Origin of the sequence: Clostridium sp. DFI.1.208 (assembly GCF_024463855.1) — a bacterium.
GTDB lineage: Bacteria > Bacillota_I > Bacilli_A > Erysipelotrichales > Erysipelotrichaceae > Clostridium_AQ.
On sequence record NZ_JANGCA010000005.1, the window covers coordinates 71,849 to 88,890 of the forward strand.

Consider the following 17,042-nt stretch of genomic DNA (forward strand, 5'->3'; position numbering starts at 1 on the left):
CTCCTTATGCGAACAGAATATCCTTCATGGTATACATGCCCGGCTTCTGTGTGACTGCAAAGCGTGCAGCGCGCAATGCGCCATTCACAAAGATTTTACGGCTGTTGGCAGTGTGCTTAATTTCAAAGATTTCATCATCTCCAAAAAAGTAAACATCATGCTCTCCCGCAACTGTTCCACCGCGCACGGCGTGTATACCGATTTCCTTCTGCCGTTTTCCTACAAAGCCGTTCCTTCCGTGTACCTCCCGGTATGTATGCTCCCTGTTCATGGCAGCTACCAGCATTTTGGCGGTACCGCTTGGCGCGTCCTGCTTCTGGTTATGGTGCTTTTCCACAACCTCCATATCAAAGCTTTCCTCCAGCATCGGTGTAATCATTTGCAGAACCTCCTGGAAGACAGCGATTCCAAGGGAGAAATTCGCCTGAAATACAACCGGTGCAACACTGCTTAGCTCCTCCACCTGTCGCTTCTGAATATCATTATGCCCGGTGGTGCCGCAGATATAAGCACATGCATGCTTCAGCACAAACGGCTTGATCCATACCAGATTGTCCGGATGGGAAAAGTCGATGACGATATCCACATGCTCCTGCAAGGTGGATATATCGGGATGATTGGTACCGTCGGCAATCATAACGACCTTCATATCGTCACTTTGCTCAATGGTTTCCACAATCATTTTTCCCATTTTTCCATAGCCTGCAACGAGTACATTTAACATAGACCGGCCTCTTTCATTTCACTGAACAGTGCCTTGCGGTGAGCTTCCTCCATTTCGCATAGCGGAAGACGGTATCCGCCGACCTCCTTGCCCATCATGTTCAGGGCTTCCTTGACAGGAATCGGATTAACCTCGATAAACAGGGCGTGAATCAGATCAAGATAAGTTAACTGTGTCGCAAGCGCTGCGTCTGTGTTCCCGTTCAGGTAATTGTGCACCATTTCGTGCACTTCCTTTGGCATGATATTTGCCCATACGGAAATGACACCGCTGCCGCCAAGCGATAACAGGGGAATGACCATATCGTCGTTTCCGCTGAACATAACGAAGTCATCGTTCAGATACCGTGCAATGCCTGCGGCATATGCGATGTTTCCGCTTGCTTCCTTGATTCCGCAGATATTCGCATGCTTGCTTAACACCTTGACGGCTTCCTCACTGATACTGCATCCGGTTCTGCCCGGCACATTATAAAGAATGATCGGTTTGTCCACAGCATCCGCTACCGCAGTGAAATGAGCAATCATGCCCTGCGCATTGGCCTTATTGTAATAGGGAGAAATCACAAGCAGTGCATCAGCTCCCATATCGGCATATTTCTTACTCTTTTCAACCGCAGTCTCCGTACAGTTGGAGCCGCTGCCGACAATAACAGGTATTCTTCCTTTGATTATCTGCAGGGTGCATTCCACAACTGCATCATCCTCTTCATGCGTCATGGTGCTGGATTCCCCGGTTGTACCCAGAACCAGAATGCCATCGGTTCCGTTTTCCACATGCCATTCCAGAATTTCCTTCAGCTTATTAAAATTCACACTTCCATCCTCATGAAACGGAGTTACCAGAGCGACAATACTTCCTTTAACATTAAACATATGCAACTTCTCCTTTCAGGATCCTTTCGGCAGGACCAAACATGTGGACGTGCTGCTGATCATCGATATCAATATGCAGCTCTCCACGCTTTAATATAATTTTCAGATTTGCTGCGCAGCCCTTCTTCTCATGGGCGATGCGTGCTGCGGCACAGGCGCCGGTTCCACAGGCCAGTGTCATACCGACACCCCGCTCATATGTCACCATCTGCAAAGTATTTGCATCCACGATTTGCACAAAGTTGACATTTGTCTGTTCTCTGTACAGGGGATGGTGACAGATCGCATGCCCGATGTCGTTATAATCATAGGCAAAGGCATCGGATACAAACACAACGGTATGTACCGTTGACATAAAGAAGCTGTACACCGTTACGCTTTTATCCCCCACAGGCAGCTCATATCCCATAACAGGCTCCTTCAGCGCATCCACCTGAATGCTTTTGGGATCATCATCCCAGGTTCCCATATCAATACGTACCTGAAACGGTTCTAGAGATACCCGTGTCACATGCTTGACTCCTGCCAGCGTTTCCACATCATATTCCTCAGCGGTTTCAATACCCTCATCATAACAGTATTTCGCAAAGCAGCGAATCCCGTTACCGCACATCGGTGCGCGAGAGCCATCCGCATTGTAGAATACCATCTCCAGCGGCTTCTGCTTCACCAGAATACAGCCGTCTGCACCGATTCCCGTATGCCGGTCACAAACACGTATGACGAAGCTCTCAATGCTCTGATGTTTTAACAGCTCCCAATCGGTAATGATGAAATCATTTCCGCAGCCATGATATTTGGTTACCGGAATCATAGGTCAAAGGCCTTTCCCAGCACCTCAACCGCCTTCAGCTTATCCTTTTCCTCAATGGTCAAAGAGATGGAAATCTCACTGGAGGTAATCTGGTAATAGCGGATATTGTGATCGCTGAGTGTAGTCAGAACCTTTGCGGCAATACCGCTGTGTGTGGAAATCCCCACGCCGACGATTGACAGCTTTACAAAGCCAAGTAGACGGGAGATCGGATAGCGGGAATGCAGCTTATCAATATTTTTCAAAATCACATCGGATTGCTGTTTGTTGCAGTAAAAAGCGAAATTGACCTTGCCGTCATGAGTCAGCTGCTGGGATATGGTATCCAGGTTGATATCCAGCTGTGATATCATCGCAAACAGCGAGTTCAGAAACTTTCCGTCATTGGGCAGATCGTTTACCCTCATAATTGCATAATCTTCTTTGATGCTGATACCTGTGATCGGCATGTCTTCCAGATGCTTCGTTTTTTCCATAATATACGTTCCTTTGTCTAAATTCTCTTCCAGTGCTCTTCCCAGATACAGACGCACGCCGTATTTGCTGGCAAGCTCGACACTTCTTGTTTCCAGCACCCCGGCACCGAGACACGCCATCTGCATCATTTCATTATATGTGATTTCGTGCAAACGTTTCGCATGCGGATACATTCTGGGGTCAATGGTATACACGCCGTTGACATCGGTAAAGATATGACACTCCCAGCCCAGCTTTGCCGCAAGTGCAACGGCGGTGGTATCGCTACCTCCTCGTCCCAGTGTCGTGATATCCCCGACCTCGTTCGCTCCCTGAAAGCCCGCAACAACGACAACCTTATCATCCTCCAGATGCTGCTTTAGCCGCGTGATGTCAATATCCATAATGCGTGCATGAGAATGGTGATCACTGGTTATGAACCCACACTGGTAGCCGGTCAAAGAGACTGCCGGTACACCCAGCGCATCAATGGCCATCGCAAGCAGGGTGATGGTTCTCTGTTCCCCAGTGGAAAGCAGGGAATCCAGCTCGCGCTCATTGACATGCTCTCCGATTTCCTTTGCCATGGCAATCAGCTTGTTGGTTGTCTTTCCCATGGCGCTTGCCACAATGACCACCTGATCACCCTGTGCCTTCAGCTTTGCCGCATGTGCTGCGATCGCCTTGATCTGCGCAATCGTGCCAACGCTTGTTCCTCCATACTTCTCTACAACATTCATACTTTGATTTCCTCATCACATTCCAGCTTACACATATCCTCATATGTTTCGCGTTTTACAACAAAGCGTACCTTACCATCCTTTACGAAGACGACAGCCGGTCTTCCCAGACGATTGTAATTGCTCGCCATACTGTAGCCGTAGGCACCTGTCGTATACAAGATTAACAGATCATTTGTCTGTGCGTGCGGCAGCTGTACGTTCTCCACCAGAATATCTCCGGATTCACAGCATTTTCCGGCAACAGTGACCGTTTCGCTTTTTTCCTCATCCATACGGTTCGCAATATCACAGGCATAGGCTGCCTGATAAAGCGCCGGACGAATGTTGTCCGACATACCGCCATCCACAAAGATATACTTTTTGTTTTCCGTCTGCTTCTGATAGCCGACGCGATACAGGGTGGAGCCTGCTTCCGCGACAATGCTTCGTCCCGGTTCAATCATCAGCTTTTCCAACGGCAGATGATAACGGTCCCGCTCCCATTTGCAGGTATCCAGAATTGTCTGGCACACCTCCTGCAGCGGAATCGGGTGATCCTCACTCGTATAGTAAGCCGCAAAGCCGCCACCCAGATTTAATGCTGTGGTGGTAATTCCGTAGGCCTTGCGCAAATCGTCCACAAATTTCATCAGCGTCTGAATTTCCGCAACATAGGCATCCTTATCAAAAATCTGGGATCCGATATGTGCGTGGAATCCTTCAAAGGTGATATTCGGAATACTTGTCAGCGTCTGAATCATATCCCGGATATCCTCCATATGGCTGATGGAGATACCGAATTTGCTGTCCAGATGGGCCGTTACGATATATTTATGGGTATGCGCCTCCACACCCGGATTTACACGAATCAATGTACGCACGGCGGTCCCGACCCGCTGTGCCGCTTTTACCAGCAGCTCGCATTCCATGGCGTTATCGACAACGATGCAGCCGACGCCTGCTTCCAGTGCCATAATCAGCTCATCCCATGTTTTATTGTTGCCGTGAAAATAAACCTTTTCCATTGGGAAGCCTGCCTGCATGGCTGTAAACAGCTCGCCGCCGCTGACGACATCCAGACACAGACCGTGGACTGCCGCCATCTGAACGATAGCCTTGCAGGAGAATGCCTTGGACGCATACAGAACCTCGGTTTCAAAATCCTCACTCTGAAACAGCTCATGAAACTGACTCATTTTCTGCGTGATTTTGTTCTCATCATACACATATAACGGGGTACCGCAGGCATTGGCCAGCTGTTCAACGGATACTCCGGATATTTCCAACACTTTTTTACTCATTTCCATCACCTCATTAAAAAATGCCAGCAGGGGACGTGTACCCTTACTGACATTGTAGTTAATCCTATGACAATAATGATAGCACATCTACTGATGGTAGACAGTTTTATGGATCTTCTCCATAAACCCACCACAGCCTTATGCCTAAGACTGCAGTTCGGCGGAATTGCTGAAACCAGCTGTCAGGTGTCTGCCGACTCCAGCTGATGTAGTCGCTCCCGCGCCTCTATCTATTTTTCTGTATCATATCACTATTTAAGGTAAATTACAACCGTTTTATGAAAATTAAATGTATAAATTTCATAAAATGAAAATATTTACATGAGGGATGGTTTCCTATATAATAAACATAACATAGAGCAGGGAGGATGAAGCACATGTTAGAGAGAATACAAACATTTCGCAGGGATTTGCACCAGATTCCGGAGCTGGAGCTGCATCTGCCGAAAACACAGCGGTATATACAAGAGGCTCTCAGGGATCTTCCCTGTACGCTAAGCTCACCGATTCCAAGCAGTGTTGTGGCTTTTTTTGATGCAGGAAAAAAGGAAAGCATTGCCTTTCGCAGCGACATGGATGCATTACCGGTTACGGAAGCAACCGGCAGAGCATTTACTTCCAGACACACAGGGTGCATGCATGCCTGCGGGCATGACGGTCACATGGCAATGCTGCTGGAATTTGCCTGCCAGCTGTCCGACTATTATAAAGAGCTGCCGCACAATGTGGTATTGATTTTTCAGCCGGGAGAGGAGACACCGGGTGGAGCGGAGCCGATGTGCAAAAGCGGTATCTTTGAACAGTATCAGATCAAACGTATTTTCGGTTTCCATGTATGGCCGATGCTGGACAAGGGGGTAATTGCCACACGTAAAAATGAATTTATGGCGCGCTCCAGTGAGGTGAATATCGATATCACCGGAAAAAGCGCACATGCGGCAAAATATAAGGAAGGCATTGATGCGATGGAGATTGCGGCGCGCTATCTGCTCGATGTATATAAGATGGAACAGGAGGAGCTGCAGCCTGAAACCTATCGTCTGCTGCGTTTCGGCTTGCTGAAGAGTGGTACGGTTCGCAATGTGGTGGCGAATGCTGCCCGTATGGAAGGGACCCTTCGTGCTTTTCAGGATGAAACCTACCAGTTTATGAAACAGCGGCTCATCGAGCTGGCTAAGCCGTATGAAGAACAGGGAGCGGAATTCTCGTTTGATATCAATACCGGGTATCCTGCTGTCCTGAATGATGCTGCACTTGTGGATCAGGTGCGGAAGCTGGATCCGAATATCGTGCTGTTGGAGAAGCCGGAAATGATAGCCGAGGATTTTGCTCATTATCAGCGTAAGGTGCCGGGCGTGTTCTTTTTTCTTGGGACAGGCACCGGAATCGCTCTGCATGCCCACAATTTCGACTTCGATGAAGAGGTACTGGAAGCAGGGGTTAAAGAATACTGCAAGCTGAGCAGGATGGAATAAGGCCTGTGGATTTACAAATACTGCATGATTGTGCTTTTTAAAACTATGCTGCAGGTATGGAAGGATTGGAGAATGTCATGAACGATAAAGATTATTGGTATCACTGCGGTGTTATGGATGCTTTTTGTGAAATCGTGGCAGCAGGCGTGAAAAAGCTTGCACTGTCGCATCCTATCAACAGCGAGGAAGAACTGTGCAGCCTTTTGCCCTATGCCAAACAGCTATGCAGGCAGTATGGTATTCAGTATTATGAAGAAAGGGAGCTGTTGATTACAGATCTTTTTCCATTTCGTTTAAACAAGGGTCACTACAATATTCTGTTTTTCAGAGAAGCTGCAACCTTGCAGGCTTACCTTGCATTAAAAAAAAGAAAGGAGGACGCTCTTCGTCTTGGTATCTATGAGCAGCAACGCACGAAGCTTGCGCTGGACTTTGGTGAGCTGTTGTCCTATGATTTGGAAAGCTGTCTGAAAAAGCTGGAAGAGAATACGGAAAAGGAAAAATTTTGATTGATAAAAACCAGTCCTGCATATATGAAATACATGTCTGGACTGGTGAATTTATGTGTTATACAGCCGTTTATCTATGAGGTAAATAGATACGGCTTTTCTTTTCTCCCTGTTCGATCAGATATCCGTCAAGGACCATTTGTTTCAGGATTCTCTTTGTTGTAGATTCCGCAAGATTCAGCAGCTGTCTGGCTTCCCTGTTGGAAATACGGCCGTTTTCACTGACATACTTTGTAATCAATTGCCGCCGATTTTCATATAACGGTTTTTTATCGGCTTTTAACGGCTTTTTATCGGCTTTTAACGGCTTTTTGCTATCTTTTCGGTATAGATTGACACGAAAGGTATCCCCTATTTCCAAAAAATCCGGTATCGGAAGTTCATATTCCTTCGCTCTTTTCATAATACGGCGAATTCCTGTTCCCCATCCTTCAATCAATTCCATGCGGTTGAAAACCTCCGCGATTGCTTTATTTCTTATTTTTGATCGTCCATGTAAGGCTTCCTGAAGCGTAAGCCCCCCATACAGCATGCCGGGCGAAGTAATCTCTAAACGATCATCAAACAGAGCCACTTGTACACAGGAGGTGTCCATAAAGTTTCTATGGCATTGGGCATTGATAATCATTTCGCGTACTGCACCGACAGGGAGCTCATATTTTTCTTTACGGACAAGCCCGTTTATTTCTGCACTTCGATTGATATGTCGGAGAACAAAGCGATAAGCCTCTTCAATCTGTTCATATAGAGGGCCGGAATATTCCTTTTTATCCAGAAATTCATCACGGTCACACCCCTTGAATAGTGCACATTGTATTTTTGCAAATCTAAAATAATCGCTCGTAAGCAATACAAAGGCATTGGCGGCCTGTAGCTGATTACCCGTTTTTCTCAGAAGCCTCCAATTCAGAAGATGTTCTTCGGTAATCATAGGAATATTCTTTTTTTCTTCTGCTGATTCCACTGCTGACATCATGTACATGTGGATATCGTGGCATAGCTTATCAATGGCTTCCGCCTTTACCTCATAGCCAATACAAATTTGCTCGTCCCATGAAGAATGTGTTCCTTCCAGTTCCAGCTCCTTAATTTTCACTGCATCAGCCTGACGTGAAGTTCCTGCCACACGGATATAAGTCCCATTTTCCTTTCCGATGTGTTTCAGATAATAGGGACGATTGGTACCGGGATATATTTCAACTATGATAATGCACTTACCTTCGATTGTCTGGAAGCTGATATCTGGTATAATTTGCGGCTCGCAGCTATCAGAAACAGTATTGGCTATCGCATCCATAATTTGGAAGACTGTATCCTTGTCTACTCCAACAACGAATCGGCTGTCATCAATTCCGATAATGAGAGAACCCCCGCTTGTATTTGCAAAGGCAATCATGGTTTTTATGTATGTTTCACTGCGTTTTGGCAGGGATGCCTTGAATTCGACATATTTGGATTCTCCCTGCAGTATTTCTTCTATTGTCATAACGGACCTCTCTTTCATCTTAAGCGATATTCTAGTTCAGATGGAAGCAGTGCCGGACCTTTAAAGAGGTTACGAATGGAAAGAATGTTATATGCAATATGTTCATGTCAGAACCTCCTCATAGTTTCATTCATTGTATCATGGTTTTTCTTGTATAGGGAATACGTTTCTATCTTATTTTTTACATATAGGGTTCCTGTGATTTCAGAGGAAGAAAATCATGTGAAAAAATATCATTATGAGAATATATATAATGCGTTCTTCTTTGATAGTATCGCATTTGGATGTAGGTGCTGGAATCAAGAAAAGTGTTCTGTTATCTGGATGCAGAGTTGCGTGCATAATCACCCGTACTACTGTTTCTTATGTAATTGTTGAGAGAAATACAGACTATCTAATTACGGATGGATATGTTAAGATTGCTTATGTAAGCTGCAATGTATCTTGATATTAAATTCTGGTAGGAACTGCATATACTTGCTTTCAGAACCGTACAGCGAAAGCATCTTCAACCATTGATTCAAGTTGGTAAACGACGGTACACTTTCTATGGCTGCTCACCCGGAAATCGGATGCAGGTATGCAATATATGATAATGTCATAACAAAAGGCAGGGAGAAGGACTATGAAAAAATATAAGAAACTCATACTTGCATGTTGTATGCTGCTGGTTATACTTTCCGGTATTGGCGGTTTTATTCTGTGGTGCTCTTATCATCCGGAAATCAGTGTCCACGTTGATGATGGAGGGATAGGCAAAGAGGGAGACTATAAGCTTGAAGCACCGTATATATCTTATGGGGAAAGGTATGGTATTACACCTGCGGCAGCTGTTGAATTGAACATGACAAATCTTATAATGCAGCATGAGTATGTGATTAAGAATATAGGGAATTCCTATAAGGCATGTGATATAAAGCTTGATATTAAAATAAAAGACAAGCAGACTATCCTTAGATATCATGGTACTGCAATTGATTTAAATGGCAAAGAAGTTGACTATGATAATGAACTTGTCTTGGATTTTGTCTTGGATGCTGTGTACAGTTGATCGTATCTGAATAACACATGATAACACATGGTTTATATAGAATTCTAAAAATAATAGAACAATATTTCGACAAAGGGAGCAGGCAATGCTCTTTTTTCATATGCAAAAAGAAAAAAGGAAGCACCTGGCCTCCTCTAAGGGACTTTGCATATCGATGGTTCAGCGAACCAGTGAAATTACGAGGATTATGACACCCAGCACAACCGCACTGATCAGTACATTGCGGAATGTAAAGAAGTCATACGTATAGTTTCCTGTATCCTGTTCCATTTCTTTCTTTTCCCTCAAATTATGTTCTTCCACGCCATTTGGCGGTGAAAGCTTCTCCTCATTCATGGTATCTCACCCCTTACATGCAAAATCTCTTTCCTTTTGTTCCTGTAATCACATTATAGCACAAGTGACTGCTTTTGTATTAAAACTAATAAAATCGTAAGAAACGTTAAGATTTCTTTATCCAAAAGAAGAAATCTCCACCGTGATACCCGGATGAGCAGCACCAGCAGAGAATCTTACAGTAAGGATACGGAAAAGTTTAACACGATTTATGTAGGAAATCAATACGATCAGAACAGATAGGTACTGAAAATAAATGCCAGCATGATTCCCGCCATAATTAGAATTTTTCGCATACTGATGATCTGTCTGCAGATTGCGCAGTTTTTCAGAATCATCGGTTTTGTCGGTTGCTGTCTCATCAGATCTCTGCTCATCATACTCTTTATCTCCTTCAACCTGTATTCTGCTCTCTGTAGTTCATACTCTTTAACATCATTGTGTTTCTATGGGTATATTCTAACACAGGCAGCAGATTCATCGGCTTATGTTACTAAACTGTAATGGAACTGTAAGAAAACCTGTTCCTATAATATAAACGAAGAAAGTAGAGAAAAAGTTTCAAAGAAATTGATAAAATTATAATTATATGGGTTTTCAATTTTTTGTAGGTGTTTATCTATTTATATTGTACGGCATTTAACTATAATTAGCAATGCTTTCAGAAAAAAAAGCAAACTTTATGTTCAGCTTGCTAAATGAGTTTCAGTTTTTTCAGACAGTTATAAATACCGTCCTCTTTGCTGGTCGTGGTAATCATGTCACTGATCAGCTTTAGTTCTTCACAGGCATTTCCCATTGCCACCCCTATGCCGCAATGCTGTAGCATTTCTGCATCATTCAAGCTATCGCCAACTGCTATGGAGGCTTTCAGCGGTATTTGAAAGTGAGACAGCAGGCAATCCATCCCGGTTGCTTTTGTGATGGCATGATTATATATTTCACCATTTGTACACTCCTCATGAAAGCCATGGTGAATGTGCTTCAGCTGTGCGGGAAGCTGTCTGTCAAATTCCTCAAGCCGGGATTCCTTGGTGATGAAGGTCGCAATTTTCATAATCTGCAGGGTGTCCGTTTCCTTTAGCTCATGAAGTGGATGCATACGGATTGTTGCCATATATTGCCGGGCGAGCTCGCTGTTATCCTTCATGCTTCTTTGAAACAGAGAATGAAAAAAGTCATACCCGATGGGATCAAGAAAAGAAGTACGGCTGCCTTCCAGATTAAAGCCGATCGCGCATGCTTGCAGCAAATGCAGCATTTCATACACCAGCTCCTGTGAAAATGGCTGATAAAACAGGAGCCTTCCTCCGCTTTCCACCATCGCACCGCAGGAGTAAATACAGCCGTCAAACGGAAGGGAGAGTATTTCATCATCCACCTCCGGCTTGGGACGTCCTGTCGCAAGACAGACCTTGTGTCCGTTCGCCTGTGCCTGTGCAATCGCCGCTCTGCTAGAGTTTTGAATGCCGATTTCATGATCCAGCAGCGTGCCGTCGATATCGAGAAAAATACATGCACTCATGCAGCTTCCTCTTCCTGATAGGAAATACTTGTACAAATCATATGCTCAAATTGTGCAAAGGTAGTGCATTCCTTCATTCGTTCCATGACATCATCCTTACTGAATAGATCAACCAGAGCTTCATAAAGATCATGGAAAATCTGTTTGTCGATTTTGTTAAGTGCGACAAGCAGAACCACATGGACGATATGGTTATCCCATTGAATACCCTTTTGAGAAATTGCGACACCAATGCACGTTTTCAGTGCTTCCATTTCCATTGAGTGTGGAATAGCAATATTACCGAAGGCGGTGGATGCGGCAGTTTCCCGAATCATGACGCTGGTTAGAAATCCCTCATTGACATATTCCAGCTCCTCCATGCTTTTGCACAGCAAGGGCAGAACGTCATCTCTGTTAGGGGTATCTTCATTCGCAAGAAATAAAGCGGAGGAGAAAAAGTCATGAAATTTCTTTTTCAGTATATAGTTCTTTTTGTTGGTGCGATAACGGTCGATGGTATTTTGAATATCCATCCGGCTGTTTGGACTTGGAAAGGGTGGAATCAGACACACCTCCTTGTGCACCGGGCATTTTAAGGGGATGGTCGTCAGCAGCATATCGTAATGCAGCTGCTTTAATTCATGCTCATAGGATATTGTCTTGCGTATATTGATCTGATTACCGAAATCAATGAGCAGCTTATTGTAAATCGTGGCTGTCATATTCATATAGTCCGGACACAGCAGAATACACTGAATTTTTCCGTCATTGGTTTTCTGACGTTCGATATCTGCGCCGATATGAAGGGCAAGAAAGGTGACCTCATCTTCATTGATATCCACATGAAAACGCTGCATTAGCTCCATAGCGATGAATATAGCGATATCATAAACCGTTGGACAGCTGGATTTTATAGCATCCACCATGGGATTCTTTGTATACGTATCGTTGCGGACGCGAAGCAGGAGATTCTTTAAATGCAAAGCAAAGGGTGTGATGAAGTTTTCATGATTCAAATCGATGTAATAGCTGTCGTTCACCTTTCGGATGATTTCTCTTGTCAGGGCAAGAATATCCTCGCCGACCAGCTTTTTCAGACTGTCCTCCGAGCTTGGCAGTGAATAATTTGCATTCGTCTTAAACAGCATATACACTTCAAACTGTTCATTGCGGTTAAAGCTGATGGACAATGCCTCCTCCAGACGGGAGCACAGCTCCTCGACCAGAGCGCGCTCATTTTCACTTTCAATGATGAAATCACGGTCTCTTGTTTCAACAAAATTTCCTTCCTTTACCCGGTCGATAATAATTGCGAAGTGCAGAAGCAGATTAACGAAGGAAAAGTCATTGATATAATAGTTGAATTTTTGGAAGGTGGTACGAATGATTGTGGAAACCTGCTCTACCGGAAATTCAGGGAAGCTGCTGGTGATGATATTGGCATCCATGAATTGCTGATCTGTTTCCTCATACATGACATAGCTGATAAGTCTGCGTTTGTCTTTTTCACTGCCATGCAGCCGCACCTCTTCGTTCTCACATGTGAATTCAATATGAAAATTCGCAAACGCCTTGTTCATCTTTGCGATATCCGCCTTGATCGTGGAATAGCTCACGTATAGGGCGTCACAGAGGTCATACAAATCCATGTGGGAGGAATGCTCCAGCATAATTTGCTTCACGATGTAAAAACCGCGCTCGAGACTGGTCTGCGGAATACTTTCCTCTTTTACAGATAGAAGCTCCTTTGCCTGTGCGACTTGTACGGTATACCCCTGCTTGCTGGAAAGAATCACCTTCTGATTGCCAAGCAGATTGATTTCATTGACATAATTTTTTACAGACCGCGTGGAAATTGATAAAGCGGCAGCCAGCTGCCGGCTGGTAACCGCTGTAGAGTGATTAAGCAGATATTGCAGTAACTCAACGTGTTTTTTCTTCATGATACCTACTCCCCTTGCATAGTCACTTGTTATGTCTATTATAAATTACACGGAAACACTGCACAACCAGAAGATTTCACCACACGGTGCAAATGTTCGTATATGGACAACGAATCAGCCTATTCATAATTAAAATTCAAATAGCGATGCTGTTTTTTTTATAGCGCTGCATAGGTGCTTCTGGTTTGTTTATATTATAAAGAAACAAAACGAACAAATGACATTGATCGGGGAAAGGCTTGCACCACACGGTGCAAAACTTCGGTTGAGAAGTACGTGAATTTTAAAGATAATATGGGTGTACAAGGTACAGCGCTCATAAAAAGCGGAAAGGAGTCATCATGGACAAGATGTTCATCATGCTGTGCTGCGGAGCCGGTATGTCCAGTGGTTTTCTGGCAAATCAGGCACGCAAGGCAGCAAAAAAACGCAAGCTAGACACAACAATCGAAGCACGGTCCCATACAGATGTCAGTGGGTATCTGTCAAGTATCAGTATTCTTATGCTTGGACCGCATTACGGAGGAGAGCTATCAAAATGGAAATCACTCTGTGATCCATATAATGTTCCGGTTGTCGTCATTCCACAGGATATTTATGCACAGCTGAACGGGGATGCACTGATCCAGCTGGCACTGGATACACTGGGGAAATAAAAAAAAGCTAAGATGGCACTCTTAGCTTGAAGAAAATCACGCGTTTGTTTAATGATTTCCTCATGATTATTATATATGGTTCATGGGGAAAAGGAAAGACTGAGGAGAAAGAAAAATGAAAAAGTTTATGAATTGGCTTTCTACAGTGTTTGCTCCAAAGATGAATGAAATCTGCAGCAAGCCTTGGATTGCCGCCGTATCATCATCCATGCAGAAAATCATACCGTTTATTTTAACGGGTTCTGTAATCTACTTCTATAACGTATTCCGTTCCTACCTGCCTGCACTTCCGGATCTGGGCATGATTGCCGATTACAGCTTCGGACTGATTTCTTTGATTCTGGCCTTCGTAGTCGGACAGCAGTGTATGGAAAAGCTGAATCATCCGTTCTATCTGACCAACTGCGGCATCGTTTCCATGGCAGTCTTCATGATGTTCATCATTCCGGGAACAGATGAAGCAGGAAATATGGTAATTCAGGGAGGACGTCTGGGTGCAACGGGTATCGCTGTCGGTATCGTAGCCGGGCTGTTTACGTCCATTATCTTCAATCTGTATTCCAAGCTGCATGTGCTGGAGGATTCCACATCCATTCCGGATTTCGTTGTCGGCTGGATCAATTACATACTGCCTACCCTGATTACGCTTGGACTGGGAATGGTTCTGACAAAATACTGTAATTTCGACATATTTGAAATCGTTTTATGGATATTCTCACCACTGGCAGGCTTTGCACAGACCATGCCGGGATTCATACTCTGCTGCTTTATTCCTGCTGTTTTGTACAGTATGGGTATTTCCTCCTGGCTGTTTGGCGCAGTTACCACACCGATTTTCCTTGCCGGTATTCAGGAAAATATCAATTTGGTGGCACAGGGACTTCCTGCTACGAATATCGCAACCAGTGAAACTGTATTTACTGCAGCATTGATTACAATGGGAGGTATGGGGGCAACGCTTGCGCTGAATGTGCTTATGTGTTTCTCAAAATCAAAGCAGCTGAAAACACTGGGAAGAATCTTCATCGGACCAAGTATTTTCAACATCAATGAACCGATTATGTTCGGTGCACCTGTTGTCTTCAATCCGCTGCTCATGCTGCCGATGTGGCTGAACTCTATTGTTGGACCGGCTATCGTCTATATTGTTATGAGTCTTGGATGGCTGAATATTCCGGCGACACTGAATCAGGTTGGACAGGTGCCTGTACCGGTTTCCACCGTTATGATCACACAGGATATGCGTGGTATTTTATGGGCGATTGTATTGTTCGTTGTCTACTTTGCAATCTGGTACCCATTCTTTAAGGTATTTGAAAAACAGAAGCTGGCAGAAGAAGCACAGGAAAACGCTCCTTCTCAGAACTAAAGGGGGATTGACCTATGGATATTATGGAAAACGAGCTTGTCAATGTTGCTATGCAGATTATTCTGCATGCAGGTGATGCCCGACTGCGGGTTGAGGATGCATTGGCACAGGCAAAGCAGTTTCACTTCGATGAGGCGAAACAGAAAATTGCAGAGGCGGAGGAATGTATTCATCAGGCACATGTCGCACAGACAGAGGTGATTCAGAATGAAACAAGAGGAAAAACCTATGAGCCTTGTCTGCTGTTTGCACATGCACAGGATACGCTGATGACAATTATGTCAGAGCTTAATCTGGCAAAGGAATTGATTGCATTTTTTGAAATCATGAATAAGAAAATAGAAGAAAAATAGGAGGCTGAACCATGTCAAAGGGATTTCCAAAGGATTTTTTATGGGGTGCTGCTACCAGTGCCTATCAGGTAGAGGGTGCTGCCTATGAGGATGGCAAGAAAGCCAGCCAGCAGGATATTATCAATAAAGAGAATTATACAAAGCGCGGTTTCGCTACTGCGGATATTGCCAGTGACCAATATCATCATTACAAGGAAGATGTTGCCCTGATGAAGGAAATGGGCTTTACAACCTATCGTTTCTCCATTGCCTGGTCACGTGTATTTCCTGATGGAGTTGGAGAAGTGAACGAAGCGGGTATTCAGTATTACCGCAATCTGATTGATGAACTGCTGGCAAACGGCATTGAGCCGATCGTCACGCTGTATCATTATGATTTACCATGGGCACTTGTGGAAAAATATAACGGATGGCTGAGCAGAGAGGTGGTAAAGGATTTTGAATACTTTGCCCGCTATGTCATCAATGAATTTAAGGACAAGGTGAAATACTGGACGACCATTAACGAGCAAAGCATCATTGTTCAATACTGGACACAGAAATGCTACATTCCAGAGGAGCTGAGAGACAACAATCAGCTGCGCTATCAGATCAATCATCATATGAATCTTGCACATGCCATTGCCTGTAAGCTGGTACATGAGCTTGTACCGGGTGGTCTTGCCGGTGCGGCAATCGGGTATGCCCCGGTCTATCCGCTCACATCCAAGCCGGAGGATGTCATGGCAGCACAAAATGCGCACGATTTGCGTAATGCCTTCTATCTGGATATTTATTTTAAGGGCTTTTATACGAAGTCAGCTATGATTTATCTGGAAGAGCACGGTCTTGCACCGGTCATTGAAGAAGGAGACATGGAGCTGATTAAGGAAGGATATTCTGATTTCCTGGCACTGAACTATTACGCAAGCGAGTGTGCAAAGGCATGTCCGATGGAAGCAGGTAAGGAAATTCGTTACAGTGGTGTCAACTGGTCAGGCAAAAAGGGCGATATGTCAGGCTTTGAAACACACCCTGGTTTCTATGAGATGTGCAAGAATCCGAATCTTGATACAACAGATTGGGACTGGGCGATTGATCCGACAGGTCTGGAATACATCTTCCGTGATATTTACACACGCTATAACAAGCCGCTGATGATTACAGAGAATGGTATGGGAGCATTCGATACCCTGACAGAAGACGGACGTATTCACGACGATTACCGTATCAAATACCTGCGTGATCATATTGAGGCTATGCAAAGAGCAATTGACTATGGTGTAGAAGTGCTGGCATATTGTCCGTGGTCTGCAGTCGATCTGCTGTCTACAAGCAATGGTGTTAAAAAACGTTATGGCTTTATCTATGTAGACCGTACCGATGATGATCCAAAGGAGTGCGCGAGAATTCGTAAGGATTCCTTCTACTGGTACAAGAAGGTGATAGAATCAAACGGAGCTGATTTATAGGGTGCAGGCATTTC

At 44.5% G+C, this 17,042-nt stretch carries 17 protein-coding genes and 1 riboswitch; of the genes, 7 read left to right on the forward strand and 10 right to left on the reverse strand.

Annotated features, from left to right (window positions below; all coding sequences use genetic code 11):
- Window positions 1-4 precede the first annotated feature (4 nt).
- From dapB to lysA, 5 genes are read right to left on the reverse strand one after another with little or no spacing between them, the layout of a single operon-like run.
- Window positions 5-724 (reverse strand): 4-hydroxy-tetrahydrodipicolinate reductase, encoded by a 720-nt coding sequence (gene dapB, locus NE665_RS04015; protein ID WP_117442823.1) that lies wholly within the window; start codon window positions 722-724, stop codon window positions 5-7.
- Window positions 718-1,599 (reverse strand): 4-hydroxy-tetrahydrodipicolinate synthase, encoded by an 882-nt coding sequence (dapA, locus tag NE665_RS04020; RefSeq protein ID WP_117442824.1) that lies wholly within the window; start codon window positions 1,597-1,599, stop codon window positions 718-720. Before dapA ends, dapB begins: the two co-directional genes overlap by 7 nt.
- Window positions 1,592-2,413: a diaminopimelate epimerase gene (dapF, locus tag NE665_RS04025; protein ID WP_117442825.1), complete on the reverse strand. Its 822-nt coding sequence runs from the start codon at window positions 2,411-2,413 to the stop codon at window positions 1,592-1,594. Before dapF ends, dapA begins: the two co-directional genes overlap by 8 nt.
- Window positions 2,410-3,609: an aspartate kinase gene (locus NE665_RS04030; RefSeq protein ID WP_117442826.1), complete on the reverse strand. Its 1,200-nt coding sequence runs from the start codon at window positions 3,607-3,609 to the stop codon at window positions 2,410-2,412. The genes dapF and NE665_RS04030 overlap by 4 nt, the downstream gene beginning before the upstream one ends.
- Window positions 3,606-4,892, reverse strand: a complete 1,287-nt coding sequence (gene lysA, locus NE665_RS04035) for a diaminopimelate decarboxylase (RefSeq protein ID WP_233104544.1) — start codon at window positions 4,890-4,892, stop codon at window positions 3,606-3,608. Before lysA ends, NE665_RS04030 begins: the two co-directional genes overlap by 4 nt.
- Window positions 4,893-4,963: 71 nt before the next feature.
- Window positions 4,964-5,129: riboswitch (Lysine riboswitch) on the reverse strand.
- 140 nt (window positions 5,130-5,269) lie between these two features.
- Here lysA and NE665_RS04040 point away from each other — a divergent pair.
- Together NE665_RS04040 and NE665_RS04045 are read left to right on the forward strand one after the other, a co-directional pair.
- Entirely contained in the window at window positions 5,270-6,367 is a 1,098-nt protein-coding gene (locus tag NE665_RS04040) for an amidohydrolase (protein ID WP_117442828.1), read from the forward strand.
- Between the two features lie 77 nt (window positions 6,368-6,444).
- A complete protein-coding gene (locus NE665_RS04045; RefSeq protein ID WP_117442829.1) occupies window positions 6,445-6,876 on the forward strand; it encodes a hypothetical protein in 432 nt (143 codons plus the stop codon).
- Between the two features lie 70 nt (window positions 6,877-6,946).
- Here the strand turns inward: NE665_RS04045 and NE665_RS04050 are convergent, their stop codons facing one another.
- Window positions 6,947-8,362, reverse strand: coding sequence for an ATP-binding protein (locus NE665_RS04050; protein ID WP_178759831.1), 1,416 nt, complete (start codon window positions 8,360-8,362; stop codon window positions 6,947-6,949).
- A 625-nt stretch (window positions 8,363-8,987) separates the two neighbouring features.
- Between NE665_RS04050 and NE665_RS04055 the strand changes: the two genes are divergently transcribed.
- Window positions 8,988-9,413, forward strand: a complete 426-nt coding sequence (locus NE665_RS04055) for a hypothetical protein (protein WP_117442831.1) — start codon at window positions 8,988-8,990, stop codon at window positions 9,411-9,413.
- A 159-nt stretch (window positions 9,414-9,572) separates the two neighbouring features.
- On the opposite strand, the gene NE665_RS04060 is transcribed toward NE665_RS04055, so the two are convergent.
- The 4 genes from NE665_RS04060 to NE665_RS04075 form a co-directional block, all read right to left on the reverse strand.
- A complete protein-coding gene (locus NE665_RS04060; RefSeq protein WP_002607077.1) occupies window positions 9,573-9,749 on the reverse strand; it encodes a hypothetical protein in 177 nt (58 codons plus the stop codon).
- Window positions 9,750-9,979: 230 nt separating this feature from the next.
- Window positions 9,980-10,129: a hypothetical protein gene (locus NE665_RS04065; RefSeq protein ID WP_008818325.1), complete on the reverse strand. Its 150-nt coding sequence runs from the start codon at window positions 10,127-10,129 to the stop codon at window positions 9,980-9,982.
- A 314-nt stretch (window positions 10,130-10,443) separates the two neighbouring features.
- Window positions 10,444-11,274: an HAD family hydrolase gene (locus tag NE665_RS04070; RefSeq protein ID WP_117442832.1), complete on the reverse strand. Its 831-nt coding sequence runs from the start codon at window positions 11,272-11,274 to the stop codon at window positions 10,444-10,446.
- Window positions 11,271-13,199: a PRD domain-containing protein gene (locus NE665_RS04075; protein WP_233104543.1), complete on the reverse strand. Its 1,929-nt coding sequence runs from the start codon at window positions 13,197-13,199 to the stop codon at window positions 11,271-11,273. The genes NE665_RS04070 and NE665_RS04075 overlap by 4 nt, the downstream gene beginning before the upstream one ends.
- Window positions 13,200-13,540: 341 nt before the next feature.
- Between NE665_RS04075 and NE665_RS04080 the strand changes: the two genes are divergently transcribed.
- From NE665_RS04080 to NE665_RS04095, 4 genes are all read left to right on the forward strand, one after another.
- Window positions 13,541-13,855 carry a PTS sugar transporter subunit IIB gene (locus NE665_RS04080; protein WP_117442834.1) on the forward strand — a complete coding sequence of 105 codons (315 nt, stop codon included), beginning with the start codon at window positions 13,541-13,543 and terminating at the stop codon, window positions 13,853-13,855.
- 115 nt (window positions 13,856-13,970) lie between these two features.
- On the forward strand, window positions 13,971-15,224 hold the full coding sequence (locus NE665_RS04085; protein WP_117442835.1) for a PTS transporter subunit EIIC: 1,254 nt from the start codon (window positions 13,971-13,973) through the stop codon (window positions 15,222-15,224).
- Window positions 15,225-15,238: 14 nt separating this feature from the next.
- Window positions 15,239-15,577 (forward strand): PTS lactose/cellobiose transporter subunit IIA, encoded by a 339-nt coding sequence (locus NE665_RS04090; protein WP_002607083.1) that lies wholly within the window; start codon window positions 15,239-15,241, stop codon window positions 15,575-15,577.
- A gap of 11 nt (window positions 15,578-15,588) precedes the next feature.
- Window positions 15,589-17,028 carry a glycoside hydrolase family 1 protein gene (locus NE665_RS04095; protein WP_117442836.1) on the forward strand — a complete coding sequence of 480 codons (1,440 nt, stop codon included), beginning with the start codon at window positions 15,589-15,591 and terminating at the stop codon, window positions 17,026-17,028.
- Window positions 17,029-17,042 lie beyond the last annotated feature (14 nt).

What these genes read in the sequence shown, in the direction of transcription:
- NE665_RS04045 (WP_117442829.1), top strand. Translation starts at nt 6,445, where the DNA reads ATGAACGATAAAGATTATTGGTATCACTGCGGTGTTATGGATGCTTTT.
- NE665_RS04030 (WP_117442826.1), bottom strand. Translation starts at nt 3,609, where the DNA reads ATGAATGTTGTAGAGAAGTATGGAGGAACAAGCGTTGGCACGATTGCG.
- NE665_RS04060 (WP_002607077.1), bottom strand. Translation starts at nt 9,749, where the DNA reads ATGAATGAGGAGAAGCTTTCACCGCCAAATGGCGTGGAAGAACATAAT.
- dapB (WP_117442823.1), bottom strand. Translation starts at nt 724, where the DNA reads ATGTTAAATGTACTCGTTGCAGGCTATGGAAAAATGGGAAAAATGATT.
- NE665_RS04090 (WP_002607083.1), top strand. Translation starts at nt 15,239, where the DNA reads ATGGATATTATGGAAAACGAGCTTGTCAATGTTGCTATGCAGATTATT.
- lysA (WP_233104544.1), bottom strand. Translation starts at nt 4,892, where the DNA reads ATGAGTAAAAAAGTGTTGGAAATATCCGGAGTATCCGTTGAACAGCTG.
- NE665_RS04055 (WP_117442831.1), top strand. Translation starts at nt 8,988, where the DNA reads ATGAAAAAATATAAGAAACTCATACTTGCATGTTGTATGCTGCTGGTT.
- NE665_RS04075 (WP_233104543.1), bottom strand. Translation starts at nt 13,199, where the DNA reads ATGAAGAAAAAACACGTTGAGTTACTGCAATATCTGCTTAATCACTCT.
- dapF (WP_117442825.1), bottom strand. Translation starts at nt 2,413, where the DNA reads ATGATTCCGGTAACCAAATATCATGGCTGCGGAAATGATTTCATCATT.
- NE665_RS04065 (WP_008818325.1), bottom strand. Translation starts at nt 10,129, where the DNA reads ATGATGAGCAGAGATCTGATGAGACAGCAACCGACAAAACCGATGATT.
- NE665_RS04050 (WP_178759831.1), bottom strand. Translation starts at nt 8,362, where the DNA reads ATGACAATAGAAGAAATACTGCAGGGAGAATCCAAATATGTCGAATTC.
- dapA (WP_117442824.1), bottom strand. Translation starts at nt 1,599, where the DNA reads ATGTTTAATGTTAAAGGAAGTATTGTCGCTCTGGTAACTCCGTTTCAT.
- NE665_RS04085 (WP_117442835.1), top strand. Translation starts at nt 13,971, where the DNA reads ATGAAAAAGTTTATGAATTGGCTTTCTACAGTGTTTGCTCCAAAGATG.
- NE665_RS04080 (WP_117442834.1), top strand. Translation starts at nt 13,541, where the DNA reads ATGGACAAGATGTTCATCATGCTGTGCTGCGGAGCCGGTATGTCCAGT.
- NE665_RS04095 (WP_117442836.1), top strand. Translation starts at nt 15,589, where the DNA reads ATGTCAAAGGGATTTCCAAAGGATTTTTTATGGGGTGCTGCTACCAGT.
- NE665_RS04070 (WP_117442832.1), bottom strand. Translation starts at nt 11,274, where the DNA reads ATGAGTGCATGTATTTTTCTCGATATCGACGGCACGCTGCTGGATCAT.
- NE665_RS04040 (WP_117442828.1), top strand. Translation starts at nt 5,270, where the DNA reads ATGTTAGAGAGAATACAAACATTTCGCAGGGATTTGCACCAGATTCCG.